Origin of the sequence: Kitasatospora sp. NPDC056731, from assembly GCF_040687675.1 — a bacterium.
Classification (GTDB): domain Bacteria; phylum Actinomycetota; class Actinomycetes; order Streptomycetales; family Streptomycetaceae; genus Kitasatospora.
In genome coordinates this window covers 1-15,240 of sequence record NZ_JBFBNR010000045.1, presented here as the reverse complement: position 1 = coordinate 15,240, position 15,240 = coordinate 1, and the positions used below count along the sequence as shown (strand labels likewise).

Here is a 15,240-nt window from a genome sequence, read left to right as displayed (position 1 = left end):
GAAAGGCCGGATCACGAACCGATCCGGTCCACCCCCCACCCCAAGGTGACGCCCGTGCCCACCCAGTACACCTCGGCCACCGCCCCCGGCTCCCTCCCCCTGCTCGGCCACGTCCCCGCCTTCGTCCGCCGGCCGCTGGAGTTCGTCGCCGGCCTGCCCGCCCACGGCGACCTCGTCCGGCTGCGGCTCGGTCCGCTGGACGCGTACGTCGCCTGCCACCCCGAGCTGGTCCGCCAACTGCTCACCGAGGACCGCACCTACGACAAGGGCGGGCTCGTCCTCGACAAGGCCCGCGAGGTCTTCGGCGACGGCCTGGCCACCTGCCCGGCCGCCGCGCACCGGCGCCAACGCCGCATGCTGCAACCCGCGTTCCACCGCGACCGGCTGCCCGGCTACGCCGCGATGATGGCCGAGGAGATCGCCGGCACCACCGCCTCCTGGAGCGACGGCGACGTGGTCGACGTCCCCGCCGCGATGTACCGCCTCACCACCGCCGTGACCGCCCGCTGCCTGTTCGCCGCCCACGAGCGGGCCGGCTCGCTGCCCGTCCACGACAGCATGGACGTCATCACCCGCGGCGTCGGCCGGCGCGTCATGATGCCGCTGCCCGGCACCGACCTCATCCCCACCCCGGGCAACCGCCGCTTCCGCCGCGCCCAACAGGACCTGAAGGAGGTCACCCGGCGGCTGATCGCCGACTACCGCGCCGCCGGCACCGACCACAACGACCTGCTGTCCACCCTGCTCAGCGCCCGCGACGAGGACGGGCAGGGGCTCACCGACGCCGAGATCCACGACCAGGTGGTCACCTTCCTGCTCGCCGGCATGGAGACCACCGCCGCCACCCTCTCCTGGGCCTGGACCCTGCTCGCCGCCCACCCGGCCATCCGCGACCGCCTGCACGCCGAGCTGGACACCGTGCTCGACGGCCGCCCCGCCCGCCACGAGGACCTGCCCGCCCTGCCGCTCACCGCCCGCATCGTCACCGAGACGCTGCGGCTCTACCCGCCGGTGTGGATCCTCAGCCGCGTCGCCGCCGCCGACGCCGAACTCGGCGGCCACCGCGTCCCGGCCGGCGCGACCATCCTGTTCAGCCCGTACCTGCTGCACCGCCGCGCCGACGTCTTCGCCTGCCCCGCCCGCTTCGACCCCGACCGCTGGCTCACCATCACCCGCCCCTCCCCCGGCACCTACGCCCCCTTCGGCCTCGGCGCCCGCCGCTGCATCGGCGACGTGTTCGGCACCACCGAGGCCGCCCTCGCCATCGCCACCATCGCGGCCCGCTGGACCGTCACCCCCACCCCCGGCCGCCCGGTCCGCCCCGCCCGCAGCTCCTCGCTGTCCCCCCGCCCCTTCACGGCCACCCTCGCCCGCCGGGCCTGGTGACCGGGGCTCCCGCCCCGCGCCGGCGACGGACGGGAGCCTCATCTGACGATGCGTCACATGGTGCGCGGCGGGCGGGGGATGCCCTGCCAGCGGTAGAGCATGGAGTCCCACGTGTAGGTGTAGGTGAAGGTGACGTCGAAGCTGGTGGTCCGCTCCAGGTGCGGCTGGCCGGGGGTCTCCGGGTCGAGCCAGGTCGTCGCGCCGTAGACGGACGCCCGCGGGTACACACAGATCGTCCAACGGAACCAGCCCGAGGAGAGCTGGACGTCCTGGGACGGCACGTTGCCGCCCGGCGTACTGAAGCTCCAGGCGTACGTGCCGGCGTCCAGGAACAGTCGCCGCTCGACGCACTGCTGCGCCGGCGTCACCGGAGCCGGCAGCGGCACCAACTGCCCGTAGCCCTGGAGGAATTCGCGTTCGGTCGCGGCGGATGCCGTCCCGGCCGTCGGCCCGGCCACCAGGGCGAGCAGGACGGCCGTCAGGGCCGGGATCCAGGAGAGTCTGCGCAGCATTCGATCCTCCGGCCGGACGGAGGCCCGGCGAGTGTGGACGGAAGTGGTCTACGCCAATCCTGCCGGGCCGGGTGCGGCCGTTCCCATCCCAGACCTCTGGGGTGGCCGCCGGGTCAGTCCTCGCCGCGCCGGTCGGCCGCCAGAGTGGTGAGCAGCCGCTCGATGGCCTCCAGCCGCCGGTGCAGGTCCTCGACGTCGCCGCGGGTGGCGCTCTGCTCGGCGGGCTTGAGGGTGATCACCAGCTGGCCGTCGGGCTCCAGCCGCCCGACCGCGACGTCGCGGATCGTGTCGCCGTTCTGGACGCGGACGGCGTGCTCGATCTCGGACGCGCGCAGCGCCAGCCCGCGCAGCGCGCCCGGGACGAGCTTGCCGTCGCGCACCACGGTGGTCGGGGTGCCCTCCAACAGCTGGGCGGCACGCGGGTCGTGGGCCAGCCAGCGGGTGACGGCGGCATTCACCGCGATCAGGGTGACCGCACCGATGGCGCCGCCGAGCAGGCTGTTGTCATTGCCGATGATCGCGTTCTGCACCACGTTGGACAGCAGGAAGATGACCACCATGTCGAAGGTGTTCAGGCCCGCCAGCCCGCGCTTCCCCGCGATCCGGAACAGGATCAGGATCAGCGCGTAGACCGCGATCGTGCGGAGGATCTTCTCCACGATCGGAATCTGGACGATCACCAGGTCGTGCCACATGGCCCCGCTCCTTCAACCCCTCGGCCGGACGGGGCGGGCAGCGCCCGGGCCCGACGGTACGCGCCCCGCCGGGCCCCGGCCAGCACCCGGACGAACCGGGGCCTCCGGCGAGGGCGTGTCTTCGAACTCCCGTCGTCCGCCCGGAGGGCGGGCGTGGCGGCGTTGGGGTGCGTGCATCGCAAGGCGGAGGAGGGAGTCCATGCGGTGGGGGCACCTCCCGGCCGGAGGCTGGGGGCCATCGGCGACTGACGACAACGCGGCGAGGTGCGTGCCCCGGCGTCGGCGCGCAGGCGGGGGTTCGAAGACACGCCCTATGAGCGGCGCTTCGGCTTGCCGCGCTTGGCCGCGGCCGCACCCCGGCCGCCCGCCGCGGGCTTCGGCCGGCCCTTCTGCTGGCCGCCCTTCTGCTGACCCGCCTTCTGCTGGCCGCCCTTCTGCGGCTGGGACTTGCGCGGCGCCGCGGCCTTCTGGGGCTCGGCCGCCGGCTGGGCGCCGCGCCCGCGCGAGCTGTTGACCGTGCGGCCCCGGACGATGCCGATGAACTCCTCGACCAGGTCCGTCGTACGGTCCTCCGGCCAGGCCAGCGCCACCTGGGACTGCGGCGCCTCGGCGACCGGCCGGAAGGTGAGGTCCTTGCGGTGGTGCAGCCGGGCCAGCGACTGCGGCACCAGCAGCACGCCGACGTTGGCCGCGACCAGCTCGATGGCGTCGGCGGTGCTGGCCGGGCGCTCGATCGCCGGGCGGCCGGGCAGCTCGCCCGGCCAGCCGAGGGTGTCGTCGAGCGGGTGGAACACCACCTCCTCGGCGAGGTCGCCGAGCGCGACCTCCTCGGCGGCCGCGAGCCAGTGGTCCTTGGGGAAGACCACGACGGTGGTCTCGGCGTAGAGCGGGATCGCGCTGAGCACGTCCCGGTCGACGGGCAGCCGGACGAGCCCGGCGTCCGCGGTGCCCTCGCGCAGCGTCCCCTCGCCGTCCCCGGCCGGGACGGCGAGGAGGTCGAGCCGCACGTCCGGGAGCCGCTCGGACCACACCCGGACCCATTTGCCGGGGGTCACGCCCGGGACGTACGCGAGCCGGAAGGACGGGTTCACCTGCATGTCTGTCACAGGGCAAGGCTACCGACCGTGACCGGGAGCGCCCGCGCACTCCCTTACCCTTGTCACCATGACATCGCTCAAGCAGAAGACCAGCCAGACCATGAAGCCGGCCACCGCCGCCAAGAAGCTGGGGATCTACCTCGACGCGGCGCCGACCGGCTTCCAGGAGGGTGTGGTCTCCCGCGAGGAGCTCAGCGCGCTTCAGGCCGACCCGCCGCAGTGGCTCCAGGAGCTGCGCCAGAACGGCCCGCACCCTCGCCCGGTGGTCGCCGCCAAGCTCGGCGTCTCCATCGCCGGCCTGGCCCGCGGCGGCGTGACCGAGGCGCTCACCACCGAGCAGATCGAGGCCGTCAAGGCCGAGAACCCGCTCTGGCTGCAGCACGAGCGCGCCAACCAGGTGGACGTCCGCAAGGAGGCCGTCCGGATCAAGGAGAAGCAGGAGAAGGACGCCGCGGCGCTTGCCGCCAAGGCTGCCAAGGCCGCCAAGGCCGGCTGACCCGCGCGCTCCGGCCGCCGGCCGGGCCCGATTGTCAGACCCCTGCGCAAGGCTGGTGCCGACGTCCGTTCCACGGGCGTCGGCACAGTCGTCGGCGGACATCCGGACAGGGAGCGTGCGGATGGCACAGGCAGCAGGGGCGGCCGGCCCTGGAGTACGGCTTCACCGACCGCGACGGCAGCCGGCCGGACTGCTGGCGCTACCTGGTCGAGGTGCAGGACGCGGGCAAGCCGGCCGCGCCGGAGGGCTACCGCTGACGGGGTGGCGGCGGCGGCGCCACCGGGCGCCGGGGAGAACCCCCTTTCCCCGCTCCGCGTATTGACCGCGCCGCCGCCGACTCCGAATAATCGGCGCCACCGGGGCGCCCAGGCAACCCTCGTCACTCTGACCACACCGGACCGGGGAGCGCCCATGACCGACCACCCGCACCACGACGAACCCGCCGCGCTCGCCGCCACCACCGCACTCGCCGCCCTGGCCGAGGAGTACTTCGCCGCCGAGAACGCCCACGCCCCGTTCGACGCGACGCTGAGCGGGGTCGAGGGCTACGCCCACGAGGTGCCCGACCCGTCCCGCGCGGCCGCGCTGCGCCACCGGGACGCGCTGGCGGGCTTCGGGGCGCGACTGGCCGCGATCCCGGTGGACGCGCTGGCCGGCGAGGACCTGGTCACCCACCGCGTGCTCGGGCGGCTGATCGACAACGGCACCGGCCGGATCACCCACGGACTGGGCGACTTCAGCATCTCGGCGACCATCACCGCACCGCAGAACGAGGCCTTCACCTCGCTCGCCATGACCTCCGTCGACCAGGAGGGCGCCGACGCCTACCTGGAGCGGCTGGCCGGCCTGCCGGGCTACTTCGACGCCGCCCTGCAGCTCCACCTGGACGCCGCCGCCGAGGGCCGCACGCCCCTGCGCAGCGGCGTCGACGCCGCCCTCGACCAGCTCGACGCCTACCTGGTCGCCAACCCGGACGACGACCAGCTGCTGCGCGCGCTGCAGGGCCGCCCGGAGTTCGACCGGGGCCGGGTGATCGTCCGCGACGGCGTGCGCCCGGCCGTGGCCCGCTACCGGGCCGGCCTGGCCCAGCGGCTGGCCGCGGACGCCCGGCCGGACGACCGGGCCGGGGTCTGCCACGTGCCCGGCGGCACCGAGGGCTACGCCGACGCCGTCACGCGCTACACCCGGCCCGGGCTCACCCCGGAGGAGGTCCACCGGATCGGCCTGGACACCCTGGCGGGGCTGCGCGAGGAGTTCGCCGAGCTGGGCGGCAAGGTGCTCGGCATCACCGGCCCCGACGCCGTGCTGGCCGCGCTGCGGGAGGACCGCGCGCTGCGCTTCGGCAGCGCCGAGGAGATCATCGCCCTGGTCGACGAGGCGCTGGAGCGCGCCCGCCGCGCCTCGGCCGACTACTTCCGGGCCTACCCGATCGCCGACTGCGTGACCCGGGAGATCGACCCGATCGAGGCGGAGACCGGGCCGCTGGCCTACTACCAGCCGCCGGGCCCGGGCGGCCTGCCCGGCACCCACTGGATCAACACGCTGCGCCCGCAGACCAGGTTCAGGTACGAGTACGAGGCGATCGCCTTCCACGAGAGCGTGCCCGGGCACCACCTGCAGATCGCCGTCGCCCAGACGCTGCACCACCTGCCGGAGTTCCGGCGCCGGCCGAGCGGCCAGCTGACCGCCCACGTCGAGGGCTGGGGCCTGTACACCGAGCGGCTCGCGGACGAGATGGGGCTGTACAGCTCGGACCTCTCCCGCTTCGGCATGCTGTCGCTCGACGCGCTGCGGGCCGTGCGTCTGGTCGTGGACACCGGGCTGCACCACTACGGCTGGTCCCGGGAGCGGGCGATCGCCTTCATGCGGGACAACACGGCCACCACCGAGGCCAACGTCCGCAACGAGATCGACCGCTACCTGGCCTGGCCGGGCCAGGCGACCGCGTACCTGATCGGCCGCCGGGAGATCGTCCGGCACCGCGAGCGCGCGCAGGCGGCGCTGGGCGGCCGGTTCGACATCCGGGAGTTCCACCACGAGCTGATCGGGCACGGCAGCCTGCCGCTGGGAGTGCTGGACACGCTGGTCACGGACTGGATCGCGGCGCAGTAGGGCCCGCCGCTCCGACGGTGCGCGGTGCACACGCACCGCGCACCGTCGGGCCGGTTCGGCTGCTACGCCGGGGTGACGGGCGGGCGGCGCTTGTGCTCGGTGCGGCGGTAGTGGCCGAGGACGGTGCGGAAGACGTCCTCGCTCACCGGCCGCTCCTCCAGGAAGTCGTCCAGGGCCTCGTAGGGGACGCCGAGGGCGTCCTCGTCGGGGCGGCCGGGGGCGAGGGTCTCCAGGTCGGCGGTGGGGGTCTTGTGGACGAGGTCCACTGGGGCCCCCAAGGCCTCGGCCAGCGAGCGGACCTGACGCTTCGTCAGCCCGTCCAGCGGCATCACGTCGGCGGCGCCGTCACCGTACTTGGTGAAGAAGCCGACGGCCGCCTCGGCGGCGTGGTCGGTGCCGACGACCAGGCCGCCGGTGGCGCCCGCGACCGCGTACTGGGCCACCATCCGCTGGCGGGCCTTGACGTTGCCGCGGACGAAGTCCTCGTGGGAGCGGTCGGCGAAGGTGAGGCCGGCGGAGGTCAGCGCGTCGAGGGCGGCGTCGGTCGCGGGCCTGATGTCGACGGTCAGGGTCCGGTCCGGCTGGATGAAGTCGAGTGCGCGGCGGGCGTCCGCCTCGTCCGCCTGGGTGCCGTAGGGCAGCCGCATGGCGCAGAACTCGGCCTGGTGTCCGGCCGCGCGCAGCCGGTCGACGGCGAGCTGGCAGAGCCGCCCGGCGGTGGTGGAGTCGACGCCGCCGCTGATGCCGAGCACCAGCGTGCGGGCGCCGGCCGCCCGGAGCTGGTCGGCGAGGAAGTCGGCCCGGCGCTTCGCCTCCTGCTCGGGGCTGGGGACGGGGGCCACCCGCAGGGTGCGGGCGATCTCCCGCTGGAGGTCGGCGGACAGGGGTTCGGTCATATCGACTCCCGGGTGAAGGTGACACGGTGGGTGCCCGCCCTGGACGCTACCAGCGGGTTCCGCGCGTTCGACGAGGTGGTGGCGGTGCTGCGGCAGGCCGGGGCGAGCGCCTACGCGGGGTGCCGCAGGATGTCGAGGACGACGGCGCCGTCGACGGTCTCCTGGGCGACCAGCAGGGCGGCCAGTTCGTCGAGGTGGTGGCGGTGTTCGCGGAGCAGGTCGACGGCGCGGCGTTCGGCGCGGCGCAGCAGGCGGGCCACCGCCTCGTCGACGGCGCGCTGGGTCTGCTCGGAGTACGGGCGGCGGAACAGGTCCTCGGGGCCGTCGCCGAGGTAGTTCGGGGAGCCGCTGGAGTAGCCGACCGGGCCGAGTTCCGGGGAGAGGCCGAATTCGCGGACCATCCGGGTGGCGACGCCGGTGGCGTGGGCGAGGTCGTTGGCGGCGCCGGTGGAGCCCTCCCCGAAGACCACCAGCTCGGCCGCCCGCCCGCCGAGCTGGACGGTGATCAGGTCGATCAGGTAGCCCTCGGTGTACAGGTGGCGTTCCGCTTCGGGGAGTTGTTCGGTCGCGCCGAGGGAGACGCCGGCCGGGAGGATGGTCACCTTGGCGACGGGGTCGGCGTGTTCGCACAGCGCGGCGGTCAGGGCGTGCCCGGACTCGTGGACGGCGACGGCGTGGCGCTCCTCGGGCAGCAGCGCGTTGGAGGAGTCCCGGCGGCCGAGCAGGACGCGGTCGCGGGCGGTGTCGAGGTCGTCGGCGGTGAGGGTGGCGCGGTCGGCGCGGACGGCGTTGATGGCGGCCTCGTTGACCAGGTTGGCGAGGTCGGCGCCGGAGAAGCCGGGTGTGCCTCGGGCGATGCGGTTGAGGTCGGCATCGGGGGCGAGGGTCTTGCCGCGGACGTGGACGGCGAGGATCGCGGCCCGTTCCGCCTGGTTGGGCAGCGGGACGGTGACCTGGCGGTCGAACCGGCCGGGGCGCAGCAGGGCCGGGTCGAGGGCGTCCGGGCGGTTGGTGGCCGCGATGACGACGATGCCGGTGGTCGGGTCGAAGCCGTCCATCTCGGAGAGCAGCTGGTTGAGGGTCTGCTCGCGTTCGTCGTTGCCGCCGAGCCGGGTGCCGCCCGCGCGGCGGCCGCCGACGGCGTCGATCTCGTCGATGAAGATGATGGACGGCGCGCGTTTGCGGGCCTCGTCGAAGAGGTCGCGGACGCGGGAGGCGCCGACGCCGACGAACATCTCGACGAAGCCGGAGCCGGTCACGGAGAGGAAGGGCACCTCGGCCTCTCCGGCGACGGCCCGGGCGAGCAGGGTCTTTCCGGTGCCGGGAGGGCCGACCATGATCACCCCGCGCGGGCCCTTGGCGCCGGCGGCGGCGTAGCGTTCGGGGCTGCGCAGGAAGTCGACCACCTCGCTGACCTCCTGCTTGACGCCCTCGTACCCGGCGACGTCGGCGAAGCGGGTGGCGGGCCGCTCGGCCTCGATGATCTTGGCGCGGGAGCGGCCGATGGCGCTCAGGCCGCCGCCGAGCGAGCGGGCGGCCATCCGGCCGGACCAGAGGAACAGCCCGCCGAAGAGCAGCAGCGGCAGGAACAGCAGCAGCGTCGACCAGATCGAGCTGCCGCCGCTGCGGCTGGCGGTGATGTCGACGTGTTGGCCGGCCAGCTCGCCGCTGAGCTGGGAGGTGTCCAGGGCGGTCGGGATCTGGCTGGTGAAGTGCGTGCCGTCCTTGAGGGTGCCGGTGACCCCGCCGGTGTCGGTGATGTCCACGGTCTGCACCTGGCCGGCGCCGACCCGGTTGAGGAAGTCGGTGTAGCCGTAGGTGGCGCCGGTCGAGCCGGAGCGCGAGAACAGGATGAGCAGCAGCAGGGTCACCAGGACGGCGACGGGCAGCAGCCAGCGGCGCATCGCGGGCGGGGGCGGCTTGGGCGGCGGCGGGCCGCCGGGGGTGCGGGGCCGCTCGGGGCCCCCGCCCGGGGGCGGCGGGGTCGCGGGGTGGCGGGCGGCGCGCAGCCGGATTCGGGTGATCATCCGCGCCCACCACCTCTCCGCCGCCGGGCCTTCCTCTCCATGGTGGGGCGAGAAGGGCCCGGACGGGAGGTCCAGGACGAACCGGCCGGCCCCGGAACGGGGGCCGGCGGCGCCGTCAGGAGAAGTCGAGCGAGCCGGTCCGGGTCCGCTTGAGCTCGAAGAAGTTCGGGTAACCGGCCAGCAGCCGCACCCCGTCGAAGACCCGGACGGCGTCCTCGCCGCGCGGGATGGCGCTCAGCACCGGGCCGAAGAAGGCGACGCCGTCGACGTGGATGGTCGGCGTGCCGACCTCCTCGCCGACCGGGTCCATGCCCTCGTGGTGGCTCTTGCGCAGCGCGACGTCGTACGCCGTGCTGTCGGCCGCGGCGGCGAGCTCCTCCGGCAGTCCGGCCGCGACCAGGGCCTCCCGGATGACGGCGTCGTCGGCGGGCCGGTCCTGGTCGTGCAGGCGGGTGCCGAGTTCGGTGTACAGGTCGCGCAGCACGTGCTCGCCGTGCTGTTCGGCGGCGGCGATGCAGACCCGGACGGGGCCCCAGCCGGTGGTCATCAGGCGCTGGTAGCGCTCGGGCAGGTCGGTGCGGCCCTCGTTGAGGACGGACAGGCTCATCACCCGGAAGGTGAGGTCGAGCTCGCGGTGGCGCTCGACCTCACGGATCCACCGGGAGGTGATCCAGGCGAACGGGCAGATCGGATCGAAGTAGAAATCGACTTTGGTGGTCACGGTGAAGAGCCTAGACGCCGAGTGGACCGCTTTCCAGGGCCAATCGATCACCATTGCGGTGGGCCACTTCTCAGCTGCAGGTCTTCCCGTCGGCCGGCACGGTGCCGTCCAGCAGGTAGGCGTCCACGGCCTGCTTCAGGCACGGGTCGCCGGTGTTGTAGCCGCCGTGGCCCTCGCCCTGGAGGGTGACGTTGACGCCGACGCCCGGGCCGAGCTGCTGCGCCATCGCGTGGGCGCCCTCGACCGGGGTGGCCGGGTCGCCGGTGGTGCCGACCACCACGATCGGGGCCGCGCCGGCGGCCGAGACGTCCGGGTGGTCGGCCTTGCCCGGCACCGGCCAGCCGGTGCAGCTCGTCAGGCCCCAGGCGGAGTAGGGGCCGAACACCGGGGAGGCGTCGCGGAACTGCGGCAGCTGCTGTTCGACGTCCTGGTCGGAGTAGCGCTGTCGGGCGTCCACGCAGTTGATCGCCCGGTTGGCGGCGCTCAGGTTGGTGTAGCGCCCCTGCGGGTCGCGCCCGAACATCGCGTCGGAGAGCTGGAGCAGTGTGTTGCCGGTGCCCTGCTGCATCGCCTCGGTGAGCCCGGCGGCCAGGACGGGCCAGGTCTCCTCGCTGTACAGGGCGGCGGCGATGCCGGTGACGGCCAGGGTCTCGGTGAGCTGCCGCCCGCTGGTGGTGGGCAGCGGGGACTGCTCCAGCTTCTGCAGCAGCGCCGTGACCGCCGCCGTGCCCTCGACGCCGCCGGCACCCGTCGGGCAGACGGCGGCCTCCTCGGCGGCGCAGGCCTTCATGAAGTTGTCGAAGGCGAGCTGGAAGCCCTTGGCCTGGCCGAGCGCGGACTGCTGCGGGTCCTTCGTCGGGTCGACGACCGAGTCCAGGACGATCCGGCCGACCTCCTGCGGGAACAGGTGCGCGTAGACGCCGCCGAGCTGGGTGCCGTAGCTGATGCCGAAGTAGAAGAGCTTCTGGTCGCCGAGCACCTGCCGCATCAGGTCGAGGTCGCGGGCGGCGCTCTCGGTGTCCACGTAGGGCAGCACCGGACCGGAGTTGTGCTCGCAGGCGGCGGTGAACTGCGCGTTGCTGGTGTCCAGCGCCTTCACCGCGTCGGGGGTCCCGGGGGTGTTGTCGAGTGCCAGGCTGACGTCCATCGCCTTGTCGTCCAGGCAGCTCACCCCGGCGCTGGCGCCGACCCCGCGGGGGTCGAAACTCACCAGGTCGTAGCGGGCGTTGAGGGAGGCGTAGTCGGCGGCGAGGGCGGGCAGCGTGGCGACGCCGGAGGCGCCGGGGCCACCGAAGTTGAACAGCAGCGAGCCGATCCGGTGCTTCTCGTCCTTCGCCCGGCTCCGGATCATGGCCAGGTCGATGGTCTGGCCGTCTGGCTTGCCGTGGTCCAGCGGCGCCTTGAGGGTGGCGCACTGCCAGTCACCGGCGGGCGCGGTGCCGCTGCCCTGCGCGGGGCTGGGGGCCGGGCAGGCCTGCCAGTCGAGATGCTGGGCCGCGAGTCCGGTCGCGGACGCAGCGGGTGAGCCGGGCGAGCCGACCGGGGAGGTCGGCGCGGGCTCGACGGCGGAGCGGGCGTCGCCCTGGCAACCGGCGGCACAGGCGAGCAGCAGCGCGGCCAGGCCGAAAGCGCCGGCGCCGCGGACGACGGTGTGCATGGAGCGGTCCACCTCTCGGGTTGCCGGGCGCGCCCCGGCACTCGGCACGGTCAACGCACCACAGACCCTAGGGGTGGTTGGGCGACTACGCCTGGTGGACGGCCTCCTCGGGGGGCGTGCGCCGGTCCGGCTGCCACCCGCCGTCCGGGTGAGGTACTCCTGCGACCCTCGTCCGGATTGCCCACTACCTGGCGTCGCATGCTATCTTGCATCACATGGTACCTGGCATCACACACCACGACGGCGACGCCGGTACGGCCGACGGACCGGTGGCGACGCAGTTGCGCAAGGGCGTGCTGGAGTACTGCGTCCTGGCACTGCTGCGGGACGGCCCCCGGTACGGGGTGGAGCTGCTGCAGGAGCTCGGCCGGTTCCCGATGCTGGCGACCAGCCAGGGCACCATCTACCCCCTGCTGTCCCGGCTGCGCCGGGCCGGCCTCGCCGACACCTTCCTGCGCGACTCGGCCAGCGGCCCGTCCCGCCGGTACTACACCCTCACCGACACCGGCCGCAGCGCACTGGAGGAGTTCGCCACGCTGTGGCCCGCCTTCCGCGAAACCGTCGACCACGTCCTGGCCCCGGGAGAGAACCCGTGAACAACCCCATCGAGCACCCCCTGGTCCGCACCCACCTGGCCGCGGTCGCCCGGTACACCGCTCCGCTGCCCGAGCCTCGCCGCCGCGAACTGCTCGCGGACCTGCGCGAGCACATCGAGGTCTCGCTCGCCGAGTGCGACCCCGCCGACGAGGCCGCCGTCCGGCGGGTCCTGGAGCAGCTGGGCAGCCCCCGGCGGATCGCCGACGCCGCGCTCGACGAGGAGGGCGGCACCCGACCGGAGCCGGAGAGCCGCGGCCGCACCGCCCGCACCCTGGTCTTCGCGGTGCTGCCGGTTCCGCTGTCGTTCGTCCCGGCCATCGGGCCCCCGCTCGCGCTGGCCGCCGCCGTCATCGCCGCGAGCAGGGTGTGGCGGTCCACGCAGTGGAGCCGCCGGGAGAAGCGGCTGGCAGCCCTGCTGCTGCTCTCCCCCGTCCTGGTCACTCCGCTGGCCGGCATCGCCGCCGCCGTCGTGTCCCCGTTCGGCCTGACCGCGACCGCCGTCCTCGCCGCCTGCGTGGTGGGCTTCTGCCCCGCCCTGCTCGCGGCGTTCCTCCTGGCCCGCTCCGCCGCCCGGCTGCGCAACGCCGCACTCACGGCCTGAACCGGCTTCACCAAAGAACACTGACGTTTCGCCGTCCCCCCCTGGTGATGCCGGAGGCCGCCCCCATGTACAAGGGGGGGCGGCCTCCGCACGTCGGAGGCTCGCGCTTGCGCGCGCCTCTGCCCGGCGGCTAATGTCTTACCTGTTTCTCACCATCAAACCCCTTTTCGGCCAAGGCCGTTCATACGGTTAACGAAAACCCGCATACAGTGTGCGGACCTGGGGAACCCGAACCGCCGCCCCCTCCGCCTGGGGGCTTTTCCATTACGTGGGAATCAAGGCAACTCACTTTACCGTCAGGCTCGTTGACCCCGTTCTCCGGCGGCTGCTTTGCTTCTCGGCGGCCGAGGCGGGCCTGTTTCCCCCCGGTGATCCGTTGTGCGGCGGGTCATCCAGGCGTTCCACCGCCTCCGGCCTCTCCCTGTCCTTCGCGACCACCCGTCACCCACCGGTGCCCGGGCGGTCGGCATGAGAGAGGCAACCCTCACATGGGCCGAACCCCCACGTTCCGTCTCGCCGGACGGGCGGCGCTCACCGGCGTCGCCGCGCTCGCCCTCGCGGCGGCCGGCTTCACCGCGGCACCCGCCCAGGCGCAGCCCGACGACGCCGCGCACCCCGCGGCGTCGGCGAACCACCCGTACCGGCACGGCGCCGTCCCGCTGCGCGGCCACCAGGCCGCACCGAACGCCACCTCCGCCAACAACCTCAACTACGGTGGCGGGGCGGGCAGTCCGAGCATCGGCGTGACCACCGGACCGGAGCACGTCTACCTGGTGTTCTGGGGCTCCCAGTGGGGCAGCTCCGGCACCGACACCAACGGCAACACCACGCTCAGCGGCGACGCCAAGGGCATGGCCCCGCGCCTCCAGCAGCTGTTCAAGGGCATCGGCGCGGGCAGCGAGCTCTGGTCCGGCGTCATGACGCAGTACTGCGAGGGCGTCGCCGCCGGCTCCCAGACCTGCCCGGGCAACTCCGCGCACGTCGCCTACCCCACCGGCGGCGCGCTCGCCGGCGTCTGGGTGGACACCTCCGCCGCGGCGCCCGCCTCCGCGACCGGCAACCAGATCGGCGCCGAGGCGGTCAAGGCGTCCGGCCACTTCGGCAACACCACGGCCGCGGCCAACCGGAACGACCAGTACGTCGTCGTCTCCCCCACCGGCACCACCCCCGACGGCTTCAACACCGCGTCCGGCAACTTCTGCGCCTGGCACGACTACACCGGCGACACCACGCTCACCGGCGGCGCCGTCTCCTCCCCGTACGGCGAACTGGCCTTCACCAACCTGCCGTACGTGACCGACGCGGGCTCCGGCTGCGGCCAGGGCTTCGTCAACGCGGGGACGGCCGGCACCCTGGACGGCGTCACCATCGTCGAGGGCCACGAGTACGCCGAGACCATCACCGACCAGAACCCGGCCGGCGGCTGGACCGACAGCAGCGGCGCCGAGAACGGCGACAAGTGCGCCTGGGTCAGCAGCGGCCAGGGCGCCTCGGCGAACGTCGGCTTCACCACCGGCAGCTTCGCCATGCAGTCGACCTGGGCGAACGACTTCAACAGCGGTGCGGGCGGCTGCGAGATGTCCCACCCGATCGTCGGCGGCACGACCGGCAACACCGTCACCGTCACCAACCCGGGCGCCCAGACCGGCACCACCGGCAAGGCCGTCAGCCTGCAGATCGCGGCGACCGACAGCGCCTCCGGCCAGACCCTCACCTACACGGCGAGCGGCCTGCCGGCCGGCCTGTCCATCTCCGCCTCCGGCCTGATCAGCGGCACCCCGACCACCGCCGGCACGGCGAACGTCACGGTCACCGCCAAGGACGCCACCGGCGCCTCCGGCTCCGCCGCCTTCGGCTGGACCGTCACCTCCGCGAGCGGCGGCGGCCTCACCAACGGCGGCTTCGAGACCGGCACCCTGAGCGGCTGGACCTCCGCCGGCAGCGCCGCCGCCTCCAGCGCCGCCAAGCACACCGGCAGCTACGGCGCCATGCTCGGCTCCACCGGCCCCACCACCACGTCCACGGCCAGCCAGACCTTCACCGCCCCGACCGGCAGCAGCAAGGTCGCCTTCTGGTACGACGTCACCTGCCCGGACACCGTCACCTACGACTGGGCGACCGCCACCCTCAAGGACAACACCACCAACACCACGACCACGGTGCTCGCCAAGACCTGCACCAGCGGCCTCGGCTGGAAGTCCGCCTCCGGCACCGTCACTCCGGGCCACAGCTACACGCTCACCCTCACCAACGTGGACGACAACTACCCGGGTGACCCGACCTACACCTACTACGACGACGTGACCGTCTCCTGACGGCCGCCCGTCCACGCCCCTGACGCCGCCGGGGCGCCCCCTGTGGACCGGACCCAACCCGCTCTGGGCCGTCGGGGACTGGCGTCCCGAGGAGATCCGCCTCGCCACCCTCCGCCCCGGCGCCCCCG

General features: G+C 73.8%; 13 protein-coding genes and 1 pseudogene. 7 read left to right on the top strand and 7 right to left on the bottom strand.

The features are described 5' to 3' along the window. The first annotated feature begins 54 nt into the window (after positions 1-54). Positions 55-1,386, top strand: coding sequence for a cytochrome P450 (locus AB0R04_RS31890; protein WP_363377121.1), 1,332 nt, complete (start codon positions 55-57; stop codon positions 1,384-1,386). Positions 1,387-1,439: 53 nt separating this feature from the next. On the opposite strand, the gene AB0R04_RS31885 is transcribed toward AB0R04_RS31890, so the two are convergent. The 3 genes from AB0R04_RS31885 to AB0R04_RS31875 all read right to left on the bottom strand — a co-directional run bounded on the left by AB0R04_RS31885 (position 1,440) and on the right by AB0R04_RS31875 (position 3,699). Beyond that, positions 1,440-1,898 (bottom strand): hypothetical protein, encoded by a 459-nt coding sequence (locus tag AB0R04_RS31885; protein ID WP_363377120.1) that lies wholly within the window; start codon positions 1,896-1,898, stop codon positions 1,440-1,442. Between the two features lie 113 nt (positions 1,899-2,011). Further along, positions 2,012-2,593 carry a YetF domain-containing protein gene (locus tag AB0R04_RS31880; RefSeq protein ID WP_363377119.1) on the bottom strand — a complete coding sequence of 194 codons (582 nt, stop codon included), beginning with the start codon at positions 2,591-2,593 and terminating at the stop codon, positions 2,012-2,014. Between the two features lie 311 nt (positions 2,594-2,904). Then, positions 2,905-3,699: a LysR family substrate-binding domain-containing protein gene (locus AB0R04_RS31875; RefSeq protein WP_363377118.1), complete on the bottom strand. Its 795-nt coding sequence runs from the start codon at positions 3,697-3,699 to the stop codon at positions 2,905-2,907. Positions 3,700-3,757: 58 nt separating this feature from the next. Here AB0R04_RS31875 and AB0R04_RS31870 point away from each other — a divergent pair, with 58 nt between their 5' ends. The 3 genes and pseudogenes from AB0R04_RS31870 (at position 3,758) to AB0R04_RS31860 (ending at position 6,298) form a co-directional block, all read left to right on the top strand. Next, a complete protein-coding gene (locus AB0R04_RS31870) occupies positions 3,758-4,186 on the top strand; it encodes a DUF5997 family protein (RefSeq protein WP_363377117.1) in 429 nt (142 codons plus the stop codon). A 137-nt stretch (positions 4,187-4,323) separates the two neighbouring features. Continuing rightward, positions 4,324-4,443, top strand: a pseudogene (locus tag AB0R04_RS31865) (short-chain dehydrogenase); the annotation flags it as partial. Positions 4,444-4,597: 154 nt separating this feature from the next. Further along, positions 4,598-6,298 (top strand): DUF885 domain-containing protein, encoded by a 1,701-nt coding sequence (locus tag AB0R04_RS31860; protein ID WP_363377116.1) that lies wholly within the window; start codon positions 4,598-4,600, stop codon positions 6,296-6,298. Positions 6,299-6,360: 62 nt separating this feature from the next. Here the strand turns inward: AB0R04_RS31860 and nadE are convergent, their stop codons facing one another. From nadE to AB0R04_RS31840, 4 genes are all read right to left on the bottom strand, one after another. Then, positions 6,361-7,194 (bottom strand): ammonia-dependent NAD(+) synthetase, encoded by an 834-nt coding sequence (nadE, locus tag AB0R04_RS31855; protein ID WP_363377115.1) that lies wholly within the window; start codon positions 7,192-7,194, stop codon positions 6,361-6,363. Between the two features lie 110 nt (positions 7,195-7,304). Further along, a complete protein-coding gene (ftsH, locus tag AB0R04_RS31850) occupies positions 7,305-9,221 on the bottom strand; it encodes an ATP-dependent zinc metalloprotease FtsH (RefSeq protein WP_363377114.1) in 1,917 nt (638 codons plus the stop codon). Between the two features lie 115 nt (positions 9,222-9,336). Continuing rightward, the gene (locus AB0R04_RS31845; protein ID WP_063350385.1) at positions 9,337-9,996 is read right to left on the bottom strand and encodes a DsbA family protein; all 660 of its coding nucleotides are present in this window, start codon (positions 9,994-9,996) and stop codon (positions 9,337-9,339) included. Positions 9,997-10,012: 16 nt separating this feature from the next. After that, positions 10,013-11,599 carry an alpha/beta hydrolase gene (locus AB0R04_RS31840; RefSeq protein WP_363377113.1) on the bottom strand — a complete coding sequence of 529 codons (1,587 nt, stop codon included), beginning with the start codon at positions 11,597-11,599 and terminating at the stop codon, positions 10,013-10,015. A 215-nt stretch (positions 11,600-11,814) separates the two neighbouring features. Between AB0R04_RS31840 and AB0R04_RS31835 the strand changes: the two genes are divergently transcribed. The 3 genes from AB0R04_RS31835 to AB0R04_RS31825 all read left to right on the top strand — a co-directional run bounded on the left by AB0R04_RS31835 (position 11,815) and on the right by AB0R04_RS31825 (position 15,112). Further along, positions 11,815-12,195 carry a PadR family transcriptional regulator gene (locus tag AB0R04_RS31835; protein ID WP_363377112.1) on the top strand — a complete coding sequence of 127 codons (381 nt, stop codon included), beginning with the start codon at positions 11,815-11,817 and terminating at the stop codon, positions 12,193-12,195. After that, on the top strand, positions 12,192-12,797 hold the full coding sequence (locus AB0R04_RS31830; protein ID WP_063350383.1) for a hypothetical protein: 606 nt from the start codon (positions 12,192-12,194) through the stop codon (positions 12,795-12,797). Before AB0R04_RS31835 ends, AB0R04_RS31830 begins: the two co-directional genes overlap by 4 nt. A 488-nt stretch (positions 12,798-13,285) precedes the next feature. Beyond that, positions 13,286-15,112, top strand: coding sequence for a putative Ig domain-containing protein (locus AB0R04_RS31825; RefSeq protein WP_363377111.1), 1,827 nt, complete (start codon positions 13,286-13,288; stop codon positions 15,110-15,112). Positions 15,113-15,240: the final 128 nt, after the last annotated feature.